This window comes from Rhodococcus sp. 14-2483-1-1 (assembly GCF_002259335.1).
In the GTDB taxonomy this organism is placed as follows: Bacteria; Actinomycetota; Actinomycetes; order Mycobacteriales; family Mycobacteriaceae; genus Rhodococcoides.
This window is the reverse complement of sequence record NZ_NPFX01000011.1, coordinates 98,027-117,509: the sequence shown is the minus strand read 5'-3', so window position 1 is coordinate 117,509 and position 19,483 is coordinate 98,027. Positions and strand designations below refer to the sequence as shown.

Annotated in this window: 4 protein-coding genes; all 4 read right to left on the bottom strand. The window is 65.8% G+C overall.

The window, feature by feature from the left end; all coding sequences use genetic code 11:
• Positions 1-12 precede the first annotated feature (12 nt).
• Entirely contained in the window at positions 13-1,047 is a 1,035-nt protein-coding gene (locus tag CH294_RS09330) for an alpha/beta hydrolase family protein (RefSeq protein WP_094737740.1), read from the bottom strand.
• Positions 1,044-15,734 carry a non-ribosomal peptide synthetase gene (locus tag CH294_RS09325; RefSeq protein ID WP_283164498.1) on the bottom strand — a complete coding sequence of 4,897 codons (14,691 nt, stop codon included), beginning with the start codon at positions 15,732-15,734 and terminating at the stop codon, positions 1,044-1,046. Before CH294_RS09325 ends, CH294_RS09330 begins: the two co-directional genes overlap by 4 nt.
• A gap of 266 nt (positions 15,735-16,000) precedes the next feature.
• Positions 16,001-18,052, bottom strand: coding sequence for a PhoX family phosphatase (locus CH294_RS09320; protein WP_094737738.1), 2,052 nt, complete (start codon positions 18,050-18,052; stop codon positions 16,001-16,003).
• A gap of 72 nt (positions 18,053-18,124) precedes the next feature.
• On the bottom strand, positions 18,125-19,192 hold the full coding sequence (locus CH294_RS09315) for a beta-mannosidase (protein WP_094737868.1): 1,068 nt from the start codon (positions 19,190-19,192) through the stop codon (positions 18,125-18,127).
• Between the last annotated feature and the right edge of the window lie 291 nt (positions 19,193-19,483).

Genomic DNA, 19,483 nt, shown 5'->3' with positions numbered 1-19,483 from the left:
GTGCAGTGAGCGCTAGCTCAGCGACCGCTCCAGTGTCGGCCACGATGCCCTCAGTGCGTCCTGCCAGTACTGCCACGAATGAGTCCCGGCCGCAGGGAAATTCGTCGTGACCGGGATGCCGAGTTCACCGAGGCGGTTCACCAGATTGTGCGCACAGGCGTTGGCTCCTGCCTCGATGAGACCACCGAGCACCACCTGGTCGGCCAGCGGCGGCGAACCGGCCGGCCGGACGTTGCCCGGCATCTCGTAGGGCCCGGGCAGCCCGCTGGCATTGGAGACGAACAGATCGAGTCCACGGAGTTTCTCGGCGTTGGCGAGCGGGTCGTGTTCCACCCATCGCGGATCACCGTCGGGTCCCCACATGTTGTCGGTGTTGCCACCACCGCGTAGCTGTACCAACGCACGAATGAAGCTGCGAGTCAACGGATCACTGGTCTGCGCGCATCCGCTGTACGACGCCACGCCTCGGTACAGTCCGGGAGCCTGGATCGCGAGATCGAGCACCGATCCCGCCGACATCGACAGCCCACCGATGGAGTTGACGCCGTTGGCCCCCAACGCCTCGTCGAGAACCGGCGGTAGCTCGTGGGTGAGAAACGTCTGCCACTTGTTGCGACCGAGCTTCGGGTCGTCGCGCTCCCAGTCGGTGTAGTAGCTCAGGTACCCACCGACGGGCATCGCGACGTTGACGTTCTTGTCCGCGAAGAAGTTCACGATGTCGGTCTTGGCCAACCAGTTGGCACCGTCGACACCTGCACCGGCACCGTTGAGCATGTACAGCGTCGGCCGCGGCACCGACGAGTCGGCGGGCCGGATCACCTGAATCTTGATGTCGGCGTTCATCGACGGCGAGTGGACGAGCACATCCCAACGGACGTCGTCGATCTTGTCGATTCCTCGAACGGTTCCCACCGGCCCTCGGTCCTGCTCGGCTGCGGGTGTCACCGGATCTGCCGTTGCTACCGCGGGCAGGCCGAACAGCAATCCGACGGACAGTGTCATCACCGCGAGGCGGCGGACGGTGGCCGTCGGGAATGGAGCTTTCATAGATTCGTCAATTCTTTCTTCTCGGTGGAGCGAAGTTCGTGGGCGATCCGCGGACCGATGGCAGCGAGAGTGGCAGGTGCGCACATCTGCCAGTGCGTGGCCTGTGCGGAGACGACCGTGGTGGAGCCCGCGACATGCGGATACCACTGTCCGACGCCGTCACCGTCGTCCAGTCCGGCCGCGACGTACAGGACATCACCCGGATAGACGCTCGGCCGATGTCGTTGCAACAGTTCGTGATTGTGCTTCGCCGCGCCGATGAGTCGCTCGATGTCGGCGCGGCCGAGGATGCCACCGGTGTCGACGGAGTCGAGCAGTTCGCCTGCGGTGTCGAGCGAGACGACCTGACCGTCGGGCACCGCGAAATCGAGCCCGAGCCCCGACATCAGGTCCGCCACCGGAATCGCGTCGGCCCACTCACCCCGATCTCCGTGGTGGGCATCGAGCAGCGTCAGCGAGGCCACGGTTCGGCCGGATGCGACCAGCTGCGCCGCCATCTCGTGCGCGATGACGCCGCCCAGCGACCACCCGAGTAGGTGCACCGGGCCATCGGGTGCAACGCGGATGACCGCGTCTATGTAGCGAGAAGCCAACTGCGCCAGCGTGGTCGGCAGTTCCTTCGGTGCCGGAGTTTGCAGACCGTACAGCGGATTGTCGATATAGCTCCCCAAGCCGGAGTAGCACCAGGACAATCCGAGGATCGGATGGATACCGAACATCGGAGCGCCCTCACCGGACTCCCGAAGCGGCAGCAGTACGGCCAGCTCCTCGGCCTCGACCGAATCGGACGAGATCCGCTCGGCGAGTGCCGTCACCGACGCATCCATCAGAAGTGACTGCATGCCGATGTCGTAGGAGCGCGCTCGAAGCTCGCCGATGACGCGCATCGCGGACAGTGAGCTGCCCCCGAGGTCGAAGAAGTTGTCGTCCAGTCCTATTCGTTGTGTCTCCAACACGGACTCGAAGGCCTCGACCACCGCTATCTCGGCTGCCGTTCGCGCGGGTCGGTAGCCGGTGGTGCCGAACACCGGTGCCGGGAGCGCGGCGACATCGAGCTTCCCGGTTCCGGTGCGAGGAACCTGGTCGATGACCGTCACGGCAGACGGCACCATGTGCGCGGGCAGCAATCGTCGCGCATGCTCGCGCACGGCCTCGGGTGCCGCGGTGCCGGTGACGTACGAGACCAAGGTCTGCTCCCCCGCGGGGCCCGGCACTGCGAGCGTCACCGCGACATCGACGTCGGTGTGCGTGGTCAGCGCCGCGTCGATCTCTCCCGGTTCGATGCGGAAGCCGCGAACCTTCACCTGCTGATCGGCGCGGCCACTGTAGAGCAGCCGACCGTCGACGGTGCGCCGCACCAGGTCGCCTGTACGGTACATCCGCGTTCCCGGTTCGAGTGGGTCGGCGACGAATCGTGTTGCTGTCAAGCCGAATCGGCGATGGTAGCCGCGCGCCACAGCGGGCCCGGCGACGTACAGCTCTCCGCGCACTCCGACCGGCACGGGACGCAAACGCTCGTCGAGCACCATCGCGCGTAGCCCGTGCAGCGGTCGGCCCAGCGTGATCGGCTCGTCGGGGCGAACCTCACCGAGCGTCGAGATGTCGGTGGCCTCGGTGGGCCCGTACCCGTTGAGCATCAGCCGCCCTGGGCTCCACTTGGCCACCAGTTCGGCGCTGCACGCCTCACCACCGACGCACAGCACCTCGAGGCACCCGAGTCCCTCCGGATCGAGGGTCGACAGCGCCGAGGGCGTCATCAACGCATGGCTGATCTGCTCGTCGCGGATGAATGCGGCCAGCTCCGCGCCACCGAGAATCGTCGGCGGGGAGACGACGAGGGTCGCGGCGGCGGACAGTGCCGAGATCATCTCGCCGACGGCCATGTCGAAGCTCGGAGAAGTGTTGTGCAGGAACCGAGACGACGCTTCGACGCGATGCAGCTCCTTGCGGGACGCGGCCAGGTTCGCCAGTCCCCGGTGGCTCACCACGACGCCCTTCGGTCGGCCGGTGGACCCGGAGGTGTAGATGACGTACGCGGCGGTGGAGGCCGACACCGGGCCGAGCAGTTCGGCTGCTCCGATGGCCGATTCGGGTGCCAGGTCGAGCTCGGCGATCGTCGCGGGATCGTCGAGTTCCACCCACGGCACCTCCGACGGCAGGCCGCGTCGGGCCGTCGACGACGTCAACCCGAGCACGGCACCGGAATCGGCGATCATGTGCGCGATGCGCTCAGCAGGATAGGCGGGATCGACCGGTAGGTACGCCGCACCGGTTCGCGTGACGGCCCAGGTGCACAGAACCGATTCCGCCGATCGAGGGAGGGCGACGGCCACCACGGTCTCGGGACCGACCCCGTACCCCAGCAGAACGCGAGCCAACCGATTCGCGTACGCGTCCGCCTGGCGGTACGTGTAGTCGATCCCGTTCCAGCGCAGGGCAACTGCGTCGGGTCGGGCAGCCACGGCATCGTCGATCAGTTGACCGAGGGTGCGGGCCGGGGCGTCGACCGGTCCGACGAGCACGGCGTCCTGGCACGGGGCGAGATCTCCGATCGGTGCCGACGGATCGGCCAGTGCCGCGTCGAGCAGAGCGGTGAACTCGTCCACGAATCGGACAGCAGTGGGCTCGTCGAACAGATCGGTTGCGTAGCGCAGCGATCCGCCCAGCCGGTCGGAATCGGTGACGGTCAACGCCAGATCGAAGCGAGTGGCCTCCGATTCGTACGGGAACGGCGTGATCTCGAGCCCGGGCAGCTGCATGTCATTCGGCCGCTCGGTCTCCAGTGCGATCAAGGCCTGGAACAGCGGGGAATGCGCGGTCGAGCGGGCCGGTGCCACTGCCTCGACCACTCGCTCGAACGGAACGTCGGAGTGTTCCATCGCGGCCAGATCGACGGTGCGGGTCTGCGCAACGAGTTCGGTGAACGATCGACTCGGGTCGACGTCGAGGCGCAACACGAGGGTGTTGACGAACATGCCGACGACGTCGTCCAGTGCCCCCGATCCGCGGCCCGACACGGGTGTGCCGACGGGGATGTCGGTGCTTCCGGTCAGCCGGGCCAACAGCGCACCGTACGCCGCGTGCAGCACCATGAAGACCGAGGAGCCGGTCGACCTGGCGAGTGAGCGCACGTCCGCGGTGGTCTGCTCGGAGAACGAGAATTGCACGGCGCGTCCACGTTTGGATGCCACCGCCGGCCGGGGTCGGTCGGTTGGAAGTTCGAGCACGGCTGGCAGGTCGACCAATGTCTGCGTCCAGTATCGAATCTGTTGGGCTAGAACCGAAGTAGGATCCTCGGCGTTGCCCAATACCTGTCGCTGCCACACCGCGAAGTCGGCATACTGCACAGGAAGCGGAGACCACTGCGGTGGAGTGCCGTGGGACCGCGCCCCGTAGGCCAGTGCGACATCGCGTGCCAAGGGAGTCATCGACAGACCGTCGGCGCTGATGTGGTGCACGACGAGAACGAGAACGTGCGCCCTCGGCCCGGTCCGCAGCAACGCACCGCGCAGCGGCACACCGTCGGTGACGTCGAACCCGCGGCCGATCATTGCCGCCACTCGGGCCAGCACCTCGCTGTCGTCGACCTCCACAGGGCGCAGGTCGAGTGCCACGTTCCGGGCGATCACCTGGGCGGGATCCCCGTCGACCACCGGGAAGTAGGTTCGCAACGACTCGTGTCGGGTCAGCACATCGTCGACGGCGAGTTGCAACGCCTCATGGTCGACGGTGCCGTCCAATTGCACTGCAAAGGCGATGTTGTACGCGGCCGACGTCGGATCGAACCGATTGAGCAACCACATTCGCATCTGCGCGAACGACAGTGGGACGACCGACGGTCGCGGACCGGCGACCAGACGCGGCAACGCGGAACGCTCGGCGGAGTCGACCGCCACAGCCAACGACCGTACCGTCGTCGACTCGAACAGGGTGCGGACCGGCAGCGCGGTGCCTGCGGCGTCGTTGATGTGCGCGATCACCCGGGTAGCCGAGAGCGACGTACCGCCGAGGGCGAAGAAGTCGTCCCCGGCACCGACGGATGGCCCATCGAGGACCACGGCGAAGGCGTCGGCGACGATGCGTTCGGTGGCAGTTGCGGGCTCGACGAAGACCCGTGCCGAGACAGTCGGTGCCGGTAGTGCCGCCCGGTCGATCTTGCCCGGGCCGGTCCTCGGCAGAGCCTCCAGAATCATGATCGCCTGCGGCACCATGTGAGTGGGCAGGAATCGGCGCGAGTGTTGTCGAATCAGCTCGGGTTCCAGCACCCGACCGACCGCGGGGACGACGTATCCGACCACCTGCGAACCGATCACGGCACTCACCGACTGTGCGACGCCGTCGTAGGTGGCCAGTACCGCGTCGATCTCGCCGAGTTCGATCCGGAATCCGCGTACCTTCACCTGAGCGTCGCGTCGTCCGATGTACTCGTACCGGATTTTTTGCCGGCGAACGAGGTCGCCGGTGCGATACATTCTCCGGCCGCGGTGGTCGGCGACGAAACGTGTTGCTGTGAGACCGAATCGGCGGTGGTAGCCGCGTGCCAGCCCGTCTCCGGTGAGGTAGAGCTCCCCGATGGTTCCGGTGGGCACCGGATGCAGGCGGTCGTCGAGAATCACCGACTCGACGCCCCGAACCGGGCTCCCGATCGACACTGGAGCCCCTGGCTCGAGCGGTCCGTCGATCGTGGCGAAGATGGTGGTTTCGGTGGGACCGTACCCGTTGAACATGCGCAGGCGCGCGGACCACGCGTCCGCGAGAGTCGGTGGGCAGGCCTCGCCGCCGACGACGATCGTGGTTGTCGCCGGAACATCGGACGGGTCGACGGTGGCCAATGCTGCAGGGGTCACGAAGGCGTGGGTGACGCGTTGCAATGTTGCAGCGAGTTCGACCCCACCGAGGACGTCGGCGTCGGCGATCACCATCGCCGATCCGGCACCGACGGCCAACAACAGTTCCAGCACCGAGGCATCGAAACTCGGCGATGCGAAATGCAGAGTGCGTGAGGAGTTGTCGAGCTCGAACCGATCTACCAGGTCGGCCACCAGATTCACCAGTCCGCGGTGCGAGACGACGACCCCCTTCGGTTGCCCGGTGGTGCCCGAGGTGTAGATCATGTAGGCGGGATGATCCGATCGGAGCATCTCGGTTCGGTCCAGGTCGCTCACCGGCGTGCAGTCCGAGTCGACGTCGGCCACATCGTCGATGGACATCCAGGTGGGTCCGTTCGGCAGAGATCCGAGATGCCGATCGTCCGTGATCCCCAGTACCACAGCGGAATCTGCGAGCATGTACGCGAGGCGCTCCGCTGGGTAGGTGGGGTCGATCGGAACGAACGCGGCGCCGGTCTTGGCTACGGCCCAGGTTGCGAGTATCGAGGAAAGTCCGCGACGCAGTGCGACTGCCACGTACTGCTCCGGTCCGACGCCTCGTCGAATCAGCCTGCGCGCCAGTACGGTCGCCGCGTCGTCGAGCTCGGAGTAGGTCCACCGGACTCCGCCTGCTTCGAGGGCGAGAGCGCTGCCGCCTGCACTCATGACGGCCCCCGTCAGCAGATCCGGCAGGGTGCGATGAGCCAGCGCGGGCGCGCCCTGCAGCCGCGCTGGCTCGTCGGCGAAGAGAACCGGAATGTCTCCAACCGGGAGATCGGGATCCGCGAGCGCCGTCGTGAGGATCGTGCGATACCGCTCGGCTATCCCGGCAACGGTATCGGCATCGAATATATCTGTGGCATAAACGAACTCGATCGATGCGGTCTCAGGTGACGACCAGAAGGCTGCGTCCGACGAAAACGAGACGGTGACGTGCAGGTCGAACTTGGCCGCCACGTGCGCGGTATCGAGGGGGCGAATCGACAGGTTCGGCAGCTCCACCGCCGGCGGCGACGCATCCTCGATCGACAGCATCACCTGGAAGAGCGGGTGATACGCCGTCGAACGTGGGGGTTGGAGGATCTCGACCAGTCGCTCGAAGGGGATGTCGGCGTTGGCGTAGGCGTCGAGATCACGCTCGCGCACCGCGCCCAGGACGTCGGTGAACGTGTCGGACGGCTCGATCTGCGAGCGCAACACCAGAGTTCCGACGAACATTCCGACGAGGTCGTCCAGTTCGCGCTGCCCGCGGCCGGCCACCGGAGTGCCGATGGTGATATCGCGGGCACCCGAAATGCGGGCGAGTGCCACTGCCAGTGCCGCGTGCGCGATCATGAACCGCGTCGTTCCGGTGCGTTGGGCCATCGAGGTCATTGCCGCGACGGTGCCCGGTTCCAGATCGATCGACAGTCGGCCCCCGCGATGGGACGCGACCGGGGGGTGGAGCCGATCGGTCGGCAACGCGAGTCGCTCCGGCACACCGTCCAAAGCATCTGTCCAGTATCGGATCTGTTGGGATGCAACCGAATCGGGATCGTCCTCGGCACCGAGACGGCCCAGTGTCCACAGTGCGTAATCGGAGTACTGCACCGGCAGCGGCGTCCATTGCGGGGCGTGGCCGGCGGCACGGGATCCGTAGGCGATCATGACATCGCGAGCCAGTGGGTTCATCGACCACCCGTCGGCGGCGATGTGGTGCGCTACCACGATGAGTACGTGGTCCTCGGGCGACACTTCGAGTACCGCCACGCGCAGCGGCGGAGCAACGGTCACGTCGAATCCTCGAGCTGCAACTGCGTACAGGGCTCCGTCGAGCAGCGGCTCGGTGGTCCGGGCGACGGTGACGTCCGGGTACTGCGAGGTGACGACCTGTTGGGGCCCGTTCGGGCCGTCGGGGTAGACGGTACGCAGAATCTCGTGGCGTCCGACGACGTCGACCAGACCGGTGCGCAGTGCGTCGACGTCGAGGGCGCCGATGACGCGGAAGGCGGCCGCGATGTTGTAAGCCCCGGACGACGGATCGAATCGGTTGAGCAGCCACATCCGGTGCTGGGCCGGCGACAGCGGAATCCGGTCCGGTCGAGGTCCGACGACGATGCCGTGGCTGCCGACGCCACGGCCAAGACGGGTCGCCAGCAAACGGACGGTCGGGGCCTCGAACAGGTCTCGGACGCCCAGGTCGGAGTCGAGTTCCGCATTGATCCGCGCGATCACCTGGGTGGCGGTGAGCGAATCGCCACCGAGGGCGAACCACGACCGGGTGACGCTCACGCGCTCGGTGTCGAGCACGTCGGAAAAGATCTGTGCCACCGCCTCTTCGGACTCTCCAGACGGTGCCACGACACTCTCGGACGACACCAGTGTGTCCGGAAGTGCGGTGCGGTCGAGCTTTCCGGTGATGCCGAGCGGCATCGCGTCGAGCACGACGATGGTCGACGGCACCATGTATTCGGGGAGGGTGCGTGCCGCGTGCGCCGTCACGGCGTCGGTGTCCGCGGTGCCCACGATGTACGCGACGAGGCGGTCCGAGCGCACGACGGCAACGGCCGAATGCACACCGTCGACTGCGAGCAGGGCCGATTCGACCTCGCCGAGTTCGAGACGCTGGCCACGGAGCTTGACTTGGAAGTCGTTGCGGCCCAGATACTGCAGAGATCCGTCCTCGGACCACCGCACGAGGTCGCCGGTGCGGTACAGCCGGCGTCCCGAGTCCGCGGCGACGAAGCGGGCGGCCGTCAGGTCCGGCCGCGCGGCGTAACCGCGGGCCAGCTGTACTCCGCCCAGATAGAGCTCGCCGGTGACGCCCACAGGCACGGGTTTCAACAACGAATTCAGAACGTGGACAGTGGTGTTCCAGACCGGTGCGCCGATCGTGACAGGGCCTCGTTCGCCGGCTCGGGTGCGATGGTAGGTGACATCGACGGCGGCCTCGGTCGGTCCGTAGAGATTGTGCAGCTCGGCGTCGATCGCCCTGTGGTACCGGTCGACGATGGCCCGGGGCAACGCCTCACCGCTGGCGAACACCTGCCGCAGGGAGGTGCACTGCTCGGGGGTGCCGTACGTGAGAAACAACTCCAGCATGGAGGGTACGAAATGTGTTGTTGTGACGCTGTGTTCGCGTATCAGACCCGACAGATACATCGGGTCGCGATGGCCTTCGGGTTCGGCGATGACCGTCGTGGCACCGACGAGAAGCGGCCAGAACAATTCCCATACCGAGACATCGAACGTGGCCGGAGTTTTGTGCAGCACGACGTCGTGGGGCATCAGCGGATACTCGTGCTGCATCCACAGCAGCCGGTTGACGATCGCGCGGTGGGAGACCGTGACGCCCTTGGGCTTTCCTGTCGATCCGGAGGTGAACAGAACGTAGGCAGCGTGGTCCGGCAACAGCTCGGGCAGCGGATCGAGGGGCGCGGTGCCGAAGTCGCTCAGATCCAGTGAGTCGAGGTCGACCACGTCGACCGGAACATCCACCAGTGCACCGAGAATCAGCGATGGTGACGCGGTGGTGATCAGGTGCTCGATGCGGGTACGCGGCATCGACGGGTCGACGGGCAGGTAGGCACCGCCGGCGGCCACGACAGCGTGGACCGCGACGAGCTGGTCGAGCGAGCGCGCCATCGCCACACCCACTACGTCGTCGGGTCCGATTCCGATACTGCGTAGGTAGCGAGCCAGGCACCGCACCCGGGCCCAGAAGTTCGCGTAGGTCAGGCTCTTCCCCTCGAACACCGCTGCGGTCTCGGCAGCGTGTTCGTCGGCCGCGGCAGTGAGCAGGTCGACGAGGGTGAGCGCGGCCACCGGGTGCTCGGTGCGATTCCAGGCTGCTCGACGCGCATGCTCGTCCTCGGAGAGCAGGTCGAGTTGGGCTACCGGGCAGCATGGATCGCCGGTGAGTCCGTTGAGGGCACGGCGGAAGCGCTCGACGATCGACGCCGCACGAGAAGGATCGATGTTTCCTGCAGCGTATTTCAGCGTCATGCGCACCGTCGGCTCGAGGACGGTGATCAGCGTCAAAGGGTAGTGGGTGGCATCGGTGACGCGTAGGTCACGCACCCGAAGCCCGGCGATGTCGGTGTTTCGATCGAGTGCCGAATGGTCCACTGGGTAGGACTCGAAGACCGTCAGCGTGTCGAATCCGGCGCCTGCACCCACTCGCGAGCGGACCTCGGGCAACCCCACGTGATGACTGTCCAGCAGCTCCACGCTCTGAGCCTGCACTCGGGTGAGCAGTGCCGCGACGGTGTCGTCTCGGTGCACACGAACCCGGACCGGGAGGGTGTTGATGAACAGCCCGAGGGTGTCCTCGACGCCGGTCAGATCGGCGGGCCTACCCGAGACGGTCGCCCCGAACACGACGTCGTCGCGCCCGAGCTCGGCGGCGAGCACCAGAGCCCACGCTGCCTGCACGACGGTGTTGACGGTGACCGAGAGGTCCCGAGCCGCGGCTTCGAGGGCAATCACGGAGGCGTCATCGAGGGGCACCGCCAGCTCGGCGGGTATTTCATGGTTCGCTCCGTGGCCGGGAGCGAGCAGTGACGGTTCTTCGACCCCCGCCAAGGCATCGGCCCACTTGTCCAGTGCGCCGGTGTGATCGCGCTCGTCGAGCCACTTCACGTAGTCCCGGTACGTCCTGGCCGGAATCGGAATGGGACCGTCGGCGGCATAGAGTACCAGCAGTTCCTTGACGAAGATCGGCATCGACCAGCCGTCGAAGAGGATGTGGTGGTTGGTGACCACGAGGGACGCGCCGTCCTCGGTGTTGACCAGTACGAACCGCAGCAACGGTGGTGCGTCCAGGTCGAATCGCGCGGTGCGTTCGGCATGGGCAATGGTGGGCACTTCGGTGGCCTCGGCATCGACTGTGCGCCAGGGTAGTTCGGGATCGGTGAGGACCAGCGCCGCCGCGGTTCCCCGGTTGTCACGAACGAAGGCCGTGCGCAGGCTGTCGTGGCGGGCGAGCAGTCTGCGTGCGGCGCGCTGCAGTCGTGCCCCGTCGATCTTGCCGCCGAGCTCGAACACCAGCTGGGCGGTGTAGACGTCGACGTGCCCGCGGGTGAGCTCGGAGTGGAACATCAGTCCGTGCTGAAGCGGGGCGAGTGGCCAGATGTCGTCGAGTTCGCCGTAAGCGCCCTCCCATCGATCTATCTGATTCTGATCGACATTCACCAGCGACACATCGCTCGGGGTCAGTCCACCCGCATCCGGTGCGGATGCGTGCTCGGCCAGGCGGGCAAGCGCTGCCGTCCATCGATCGGCCAACCTGTCGACCTCCGCGCGGTCGAGCACCCCACGGGGGAACGCGAACGTGGCCTGCAACCGACCGTCGACGACCACCGCATTGATGTCGAGTGCGACCGTGACCGGCAGCCGATCACCACTCCCCGACCCGATGTCCATCGACGCGTCCGGGATCCAGCCCCGCCCGCGCAAGGCGTCGGGAATGTCGGTGGCGATGCGCCCCAGATAGTTGAAACCGATCTGCGGAGAGGGGCTTTCGGCGAGCACGGCGCTGGTGTCGTCGTTCAGGTACCGCAGCAAGCCGAATCCCGAGCCCGCACCCGGTATCGCGCGGATCTGCTCCTTGATGCGCTTGACGGCATCGGAGGCCGACACGTCACCGGCCAGGATGCCCTCGGCATCGATACCGTTCAGGCACAGGCGTACCGGATGGGTGGAGGTGAACCAGCCGACCGTTCGAGACAGATCGGCTCCGGGTACCAGATCCTCGTCACGACCGTGACTTTCGACCGAGACGAGGAACGACGATGGACGTTCGGGCCAGACGGCCAGCGCCAGGGCGGTGAGAAGGACATCGTCGACGGTGCCGCGGTAGGCGCGTGTGAGCGGCCCGATCAGTGCCTCGGTGACCTCTGCGGTGAGCTCTACCGCGACCTGATCGCGGGTGGCACCGACGTCGATCGAAGGATCGAGTGGACGTCGACCGATGAGATCGTGCGGACCGTCGAGAAGCGCTGTCCAGCTCGGCAATTCCGGCTGTACCTGCGTAGCGACGTCACTCAACCCATGGGCCCACCGGCGCATCGAGGTGGCCACCGGTTGCAGCTGCACCGCGGCCTTCGACTGCACCTGATGCCACGCTGCGGCCAGGTCGGGAACCAGAATGCGCCACGACACGCCATCGATCACGAGGTGATGCGCGATGACGATGATGCGTCCGATGCCGTGGGTGTCGATGATCTCGGGGTGGCCGGTGTCGGGTGCCACCCAGACCACCTGCAGCACGACGCCCGCACGCGGTCGCAGGCGCGCAGCGAACACCCGAGCGGATTCGACCAGCACAGAGGTGAACTCGCGACTACCCGGCCTGCTGGTGGTGGACACGCGGGTGACGACAGTATCGAGATCCACACTGCCGGTCGGCCGGATCGTCAGGCCGTCGTCGGTCAGCATCGAGCGCAGTGCGTCGTGATGGTCGAGTATCGCGGCAACGGTCCGGCGTAGACCGTCCAGTTCGAGATCTGCAGGCGCGGTGAGTACCACGGTCTGGTGGAACGCGTCCATGCCGTCGGCCCGGGTCAGCGACCGAACCGTCTGATTCATGATGGGGGTCAACGGCATATCGCCGACGCCGCCGCCCGGCAGCTCGTCGAGCGTCATCTGATGCGCTACGTCCGTTGCAACCTCGGCCAACCCGGCGACGGTACGACGCTCGAAGACGTCACGAGCGGTGATCACCACTCCGAGCGACTTCACGCGAGCCACCAGCTGGATGGCGACGATGCTGTCTCCGCCGAGTGCGAAGAACGATTCGTCCACACCCACCGAGTCGCGCTGCAACACAACGGCCATGGCGTCGGCAAGAATTTTCTCGACCGGTGTCGACGGGGCGCGGTAGGCCGTGGTGTCGGAGTCGAAGGTGGGTGGCGGGAGCGCGGATCGGTCTACTTTGCCGGTCGGGGTCAGGGGGATGGCGTCGAGTTCGACGAACACCCCGGGCACCATGTGCGTGGGCAGGTATCGAGAAGCGAAGGCACGCAACGCCGTGTGATCGAGAGCGTCTACCGGTTTGACGTACGACACCAGGATCGATGCCTCGCCGCGACGGTGCACCACCGACACCGCGAAGTCGACGGCCTCGAACTGCGAGAGGACGGTATCGATTTCGCCGAGTTCGACGCGTTGGCCGTGGATCTGAACCTGGAAGTCGCTGCGGCCGACGAACTCGAGCTCGGCGGAGTCCAGCGGACCGGTCCACCGCGCGATGTCTCCGGTGCGGTAGAGACGCCGTCCGTGTCCGAAGGGGTCGGCAACGAAGCGTGCGGCCGACAGCGCGGTTCTGTGGTGGTAGCCGCGGGCGATGCCGGGGCCGCCGAGGTAGAGCTCTCCCGCGGATCCCGGCGGCACGGGCTGCAGCCGGCGATCCAGCACGACTGCGTGTGAGCCCTGGACGGGACGGCCGATCGTGATGGCGCGCGGATCTGTCTGCGGCTGTGTCATCGTCACGACGATGGTGGTCTCGGTGGGTCCGTAGCTGTTGAACAGCAATGCTTTCGCGCCGAACCGATCGACCAGGTCCGGCGGCATCACGTCTCCGCCGACGACAACGGCGTCGAGGTCGTCGAGCTCGGTGGCGTCGACGGTGGTGAGCAGCGCGGGTGCGCAGATGATGTGGGTGACGCGATGGTCACGAAGGAAATGAGTCAGTTCTGCACCGCCGATCACGGTGGGCGGAGCGACGATCATCGTTGCTCCCGCACTGAATGCCTGGATCATCTCGAACAGGGACGCGTCGAAACTGGACGACGAGAAGCGCAGCAGTCGGGACGAGGTATTCACACGCAGTTCTGGTCTGGCGTCCGAGGCGAATGTCGCCAAGCCGGCGTGGGTGACCAGAACGCCTTTCGGAGTGCCGGTGGAGCCGGAGGTGTAGATCATGTACGCGGCGTGGTCTTCGAGGAGGGTCGCGCGTCGATGCGCGTCGGTGATCGGCGCACCCGATCTGCCCGTGCATTCCGCTCGAAAGTCTTCGTCATCGAGGTCGAGCCAGCTCACTTGCTGCGGAAGCTGCTGTGAGAGCGCGTGTTCACTGATCCCGATCGTTACCGCGGAGTCGACGAGCATGTGGGTGATGCGCTCGGGAGGGTAGCCGGGATCGATCGGAACGAACGTGGCACCGGACGCAGCGACGGCCCACAGCGCGACGATGGAGGCGATCCCGCGAGGTAGTGCGACGGCGACCCCGCTGCCCGGCCCGGCTCCGCGCGCGATCAGGGCACGTGCGATCGCGTTGGCCCGTTCGTCGAGTTCGCGATAGGTCAGCTTTTCGGCACCGAACTCGACTGCGATGTTGTCGGCCGCAGCGTCCACGCCGCGGCGCAGCAGGTCCGGAAAGAGCGCGGGCACAACTGCATCGGGCCCGACGAGCGGGACGAGGGTCGATCGCTCGGCGGCGTCGAGCACATCGAGTTCGAGAATCGGTGTGTCGGAGTCGGCCGTGAGGAAGCGCTCGAACAATGTCAGGAAGCGACGATGCAGGTCCGCGAACTGTTCGGCTCCGTAGATGTTGGGGTTGCCCTCGAACTCCAAACGGGAGCGTGTTCCGTCCGACGCCGGGTAGATGTTGATCGAGAGATCCTCCACCGGTCCGGTGGAGAGCACGTTGAACTCGCCGGTGAGCGGGCCGAACGTCACCTCGGTCTCGTAAGCCATGATGTTGATCGCCGGGCCGAAGAATCCGCGAGTCTCACTGCCTGCGCCTGCATCGCGGCGGATGTCCTCGGCTCGATAGCGCTGGTGTCGCAGCGCACCGGTCAGTTCCAACTGCACGTCTTCGACCAACGCCGACAGCGTGCACTGCGGGCCGATGCGTACCCGGACGGGCAGCACGTTGGAGACCATGCCACCGGAACGTCGCAGCAGGGCCGTCGTGCGGCCGGCAACCGGCAGGCTCAGCACCACGTCGTCGGTGCCTGTCATGCGAGCCAGAAAGGTCGCCACGGCGGCGATGGCGAGCGGAGCGAAGGCGGAGTCGAGTCGGTTCGCGGCGCTGTCCAGTACCCGCTCGATCGTCTCCGGTAGGTACCCGCCGCGCACGTGTGCCCTGGCCGCGGGCGGGGCGAGAGCGCCGGTGATGGACGGCGGCGGGGGCAGATCGGTCGTCTTGCTCTGCCAGTACCGACGATCCTTGGCGAAGCGGGGGGACTGCCGATACTGCGCCTCGGCGGCGTAGACCTCCCCGAGCGAGCCCGCCCGGGACGGTGCGGGCTCGCGGCCCTCGCTGACGTCGGTGTAGATCGACGCGACGCGTCGCATGAACTGAACGGCGCCGTAACCGTCGAGCACGATGTGATGGACGTGGGAGTACCAGAACGTGCGGTCGTCGGAGATGCGGAGCATCGCGCCCTTGATCAAGCGACCGTTCGTCAGATCGACAGCGGTGCCGTACGAGGTACGCATCCACTCGCGCGCCGCATTCTCCGGATCGGATTCCTGGCGGAAATCCACTGTCTCCGAATCGTCGCCTTGCTCGACGTCGATGTATTGGTGGGGTTCTCCGTCCTTTTCGAGCAAACGCAGAGAACCGACTCCGAACTCTCGCGCCGTGCGGCGGCAGGCATAACGCATCAGATCGAGATCGACGGCACCGCGAATATCGAGGTAATTGGCGATGGTGATCGGAACATTACTCAACAAATGTTGAGCAAACCATAAACCGCGTTGGGCGGCGGTGAGAGGAAAAGGGTGGGTGTCTTCTATGGACGTCCGATCCAGTTCTTCTTCCCGAATCGTCAGTGAATCAACGGATTCCAATGACTCGCCTCTTCGCGCACATAAGGGAGCAGTTACCGGCACGCCGTCGTGCGATGAAAGGAAATCGACGTTGCCCCGAAACGTCCTCCATTGCGCGCACAGCCCGAATGGAGTTCCAGCTACCGGCCTATCGACGTAGGTTTACACATCCGTTACCAACGGGTCAACCATCTTCGGCGCATCGTCGTAGACCTTGTGAATTGACAGAATCGCCGCCGGGCATTCGATGACACCTAACAACGCCGAAAGGCACTTACAGCCGACTTTTGCCGACTATAAGTGCCCCGGTTCAGGCGAAACAGATACGGCTAAGCCGATTTCCAGACTGCGACGACGGACGGCCGCGGTTGGGTGTCGCCGCCGTCGGGCCAATGCGAAATCGGCGCGTCGGCGGTGGCGTCGTCGCTCTCGCCGGGGTGCTGCACACACACCATGACACGCTCGTCGGTGACGATCGGACCGCAGGTCTCGCCGCCGGCGGGAACCGTCAGGAACTGCCGAGTCTCGCCGCGACGTTCGCCGTCGAGCACGACGGCGAACAGGCCGTCGTTGGAGTCGAGGGCATTGCCGTCGGTGGAGACCCACAGGTTGCCCTTGGCGTCGAACGCGAGGTTGTCGGGGCACGAGATCGGACTGACCTGGCTCTTGTCGAAGCCGCCGAAGTAGGTGTCGGCCTCGCTGGGGTCACCGCAGACCAACAGCAGATTCCAGGTGAAGGACGTGCCCGCGTGGTCGTCGTCGAGCTCGAGCACCTGACCGTTCTTGTTGGTGTTGCGGGGGTTGGCCTCGTCGGCCGCAGCCTTGCCTTCGGTGCCGCGGTTGGAGTTGTTCGTCAGCGCAACGTAGACCTTGCCCGTCACCGGGTTGGGCTCGAAGTCCTCGGGACGGTCCATCTTGGTTGCGCCCACCTTGTCGCCTGCCTGACGGGTGAACACCGCGACCTCCTCGGCCGACATACCGTCGACGAGGGATGTGCCGCGGCCGTCCTCGCCGGTTTCGAGCAGCGGGATCCACGTACCGGTGCCACGGAATTCACCGTTGGACGGCAGGGTGCCGGATCCGTCGATCTCGTCGGGAGTATCGCCGGTGAGGGTGGCGACGTACAGCGTGCCCGCGTCGAGCAGCGTCAGGTTGTTGCGCATCGCGGCCTGGCCGGTGCCGGGCATCATCTTTCGGCTGGAGACGAACTTGTACATGTAGTCGAAGCGCTCGTCGTCGCCGCTGTAGGCCACCACGGTGCCGTCATCGGTGACGTGGATCGTCGCGGCCTCGTGCTTGAAGCGGCCGAGCGCGGTGTGCTTGATCGGAGTCGACTGCGGGTCCCAGGGATTCACCTCGACGATGTACCCGAAGCGGTTCACCTCGTTCGGCTCCTGCGCCAGGTCGAAGCGCTTGTCGAAGCGCTCCCACTTGCGGTCGCTCGCGGCACCTTCGATTCCGTAGCGCGAGAGACGCTGCGCTACAACGGGATCGGTGACCGACTCGGCGTTGCCGAAGTACTGGTTGAAGTTCTCCTCGCCGGAGAGCACGGTTCCCCACGGTGTCAGGCCGCCCGAGCAGTTGTTGAACGTGCCGTACACCTTGGTGCCGGTGGGGTCGACGCTCGTCTTGAGGAAGTTGCTGCCCGCGGCGGGGCCGGTGACGACGAATTCGGTGGTGCCGGTGATGCGGCGGTTGTACTGCCCCATTGCCGGGGTGAGCTTGCCGGTGCCCGACTCGCCCTGCACCTGCACCACCGAAAGTCCGTGTGCGGCAAGGGCGACGTCGAACTGCTCTCGGGTGGGGTTCTCGGCGTCGTAGCCCTTGAACATCGCGGGCTCGGTGCTGTACTCGTGGTTGACCACCAGCAGGTGCGCGTTCGGAGTGCCCTCGATCGCCAGTAGACCGGCGAAGTCGTTGTTGAAGCCGAACTGCTTCTCCTGCGCGGCGGCCGTCTGGTTGTCGAAGTCGAACGCCGGTGCGCCTGCCACGACCGCGTCACCCCAGCGGATGACGATGCCCTGCTCGTAACCCTCGGGTACCACTACGGCGTCCTCGGTGTTCGGTTCCACCGCAACAAAATCCACGCCATCGACCGGTGGGGTGCCGGAGCCCGTGGTGTCGGAACTGCCGGTAGCCGCCGGCTCGTCGGTGGAACACGCGGCCAGAGCACTGCCCGCGCCAACGGCGAGCACTGCCATCGCTCCACCCTTGATGACGCCACGCCGGGACATCGCGGTCTTGACGATGTCGCCGAAGTACTCGCCCTTCGACGTATTGGGAATCTCGTGGAAGCACGCATCACCGCACTTGTACTTGCACGTCAATGATGAGCGCTTGGAGCTTCCGTCGTGAACGGCGAACAAGGGTAGTGGCTTCATGTCACGGCACGCTGTCACCCAAAAGCGAAAGTAAAGGAACGTTCAGGTGAAGTTGGGGCGAACGAGGCTGCCCTAAGACCCGATCGACTGCCACAACGGATCGTTCGGGCCGATGTCGTAGCTGCACTCGGTGGCTCGTGGGTCCGGTACGAAGGCCCACAGCAGCGCACCCGCAGTTCCTGCGGCGCGTTGACCGGCGATCTTGGTGGCGATACTGGTTGCGCGAGCTCCGGTCTCGCCACACGAACCGGCAAGTTGGCCGATCTCGCCCACCAACAGCGGCTTGCCGACCGAGTCGGTCTGAGTGATGCGCCGCTGCAACCCGTTCCACTGATCTCCGGGCAACGGCACGCCGTCGGCACCGTAATCGTGATACTGCAACACATCGACGAAGGGCGACTGGGCGAGGTACTCGTACTCGTCACCTTGGCTTCCGCACTGCCCGCCGCCGGTGAGACCGGCGGTGATCAGTGTGCGGGCATCGACCGAGCGCACCTGCTGCCCCGCGGTGTCGAAGAAGGATCGCAGAACCTGGGCTGCGTCGGCGGTGCAGGTTCGGGTGGTCCAGGAGCATGCCGCGTCGGTGCACGAGCTGGTCTCCGGCTCACCGACCAGTTCCCAGGCCGCCAGCGCGGGTGAATCCTTCCACCGATTCACGGCGGTGAGCATCCATTGCTGGAAGCTGGTCACGGCGGTTGTGCCGGGGACGGTAGGTGGCGTCGTCCAACCGTCGACGTACCACTGCTTGCCTTTGAACACGTTTCCTTCACAGGCCCCGTCCTGAGGCGAGAGAACGGGTACGAGCAGCTGACCGTGTGCCTCGGCCGCAGCGAAGACCGCGTCCATGGGACGAAAGTCGAGAGTGCCGGTGAATCGGTTGATTGCCAGGGCCTGGAATGCGTCGAATCGCGTCAGGGAATGCGGAGGCAATGCGCTGAAGTAGCCGTCCAGGTCGACCATCGCTCCGCAGCCCGCGTTGACCGACCAATCGGTCGCAAGCTGGTAGGCGTTGAATCCGGTCGGCCACCAGGGATTCCCGTCGAGTGCGAGACCGTCGGCGCTCGCGGTGACTCTGGCACCGGGGTCGGGGGCTGCTGCGACGTCGGCCGCGTCGGCACTCAGCATGAGCGACAGCACCATTGCGGTGCCGAGTGCGCACCGTGAAAGCATCGAGACGATCCGCATCGGCGTAATGTTAGACGGCTGCTACCGAATTACGAATTCGCCGACTGTCGGCAAAGGCGCGCCGCCGGTGACGATTACCGCCTCCCCTGGATCTTTCGGGTCGAGTGCGTCTCATTCGGATCGAGTGGACGAAATCGCTGATACTCGTCAATTATCATGTCTCCCAGTCGGTTTCTCGCAGGTAATCGAGACGCAGGGATACCGAATCATTTATCCTCCGGGGCGTCCGAAAACGATAATGCGCGA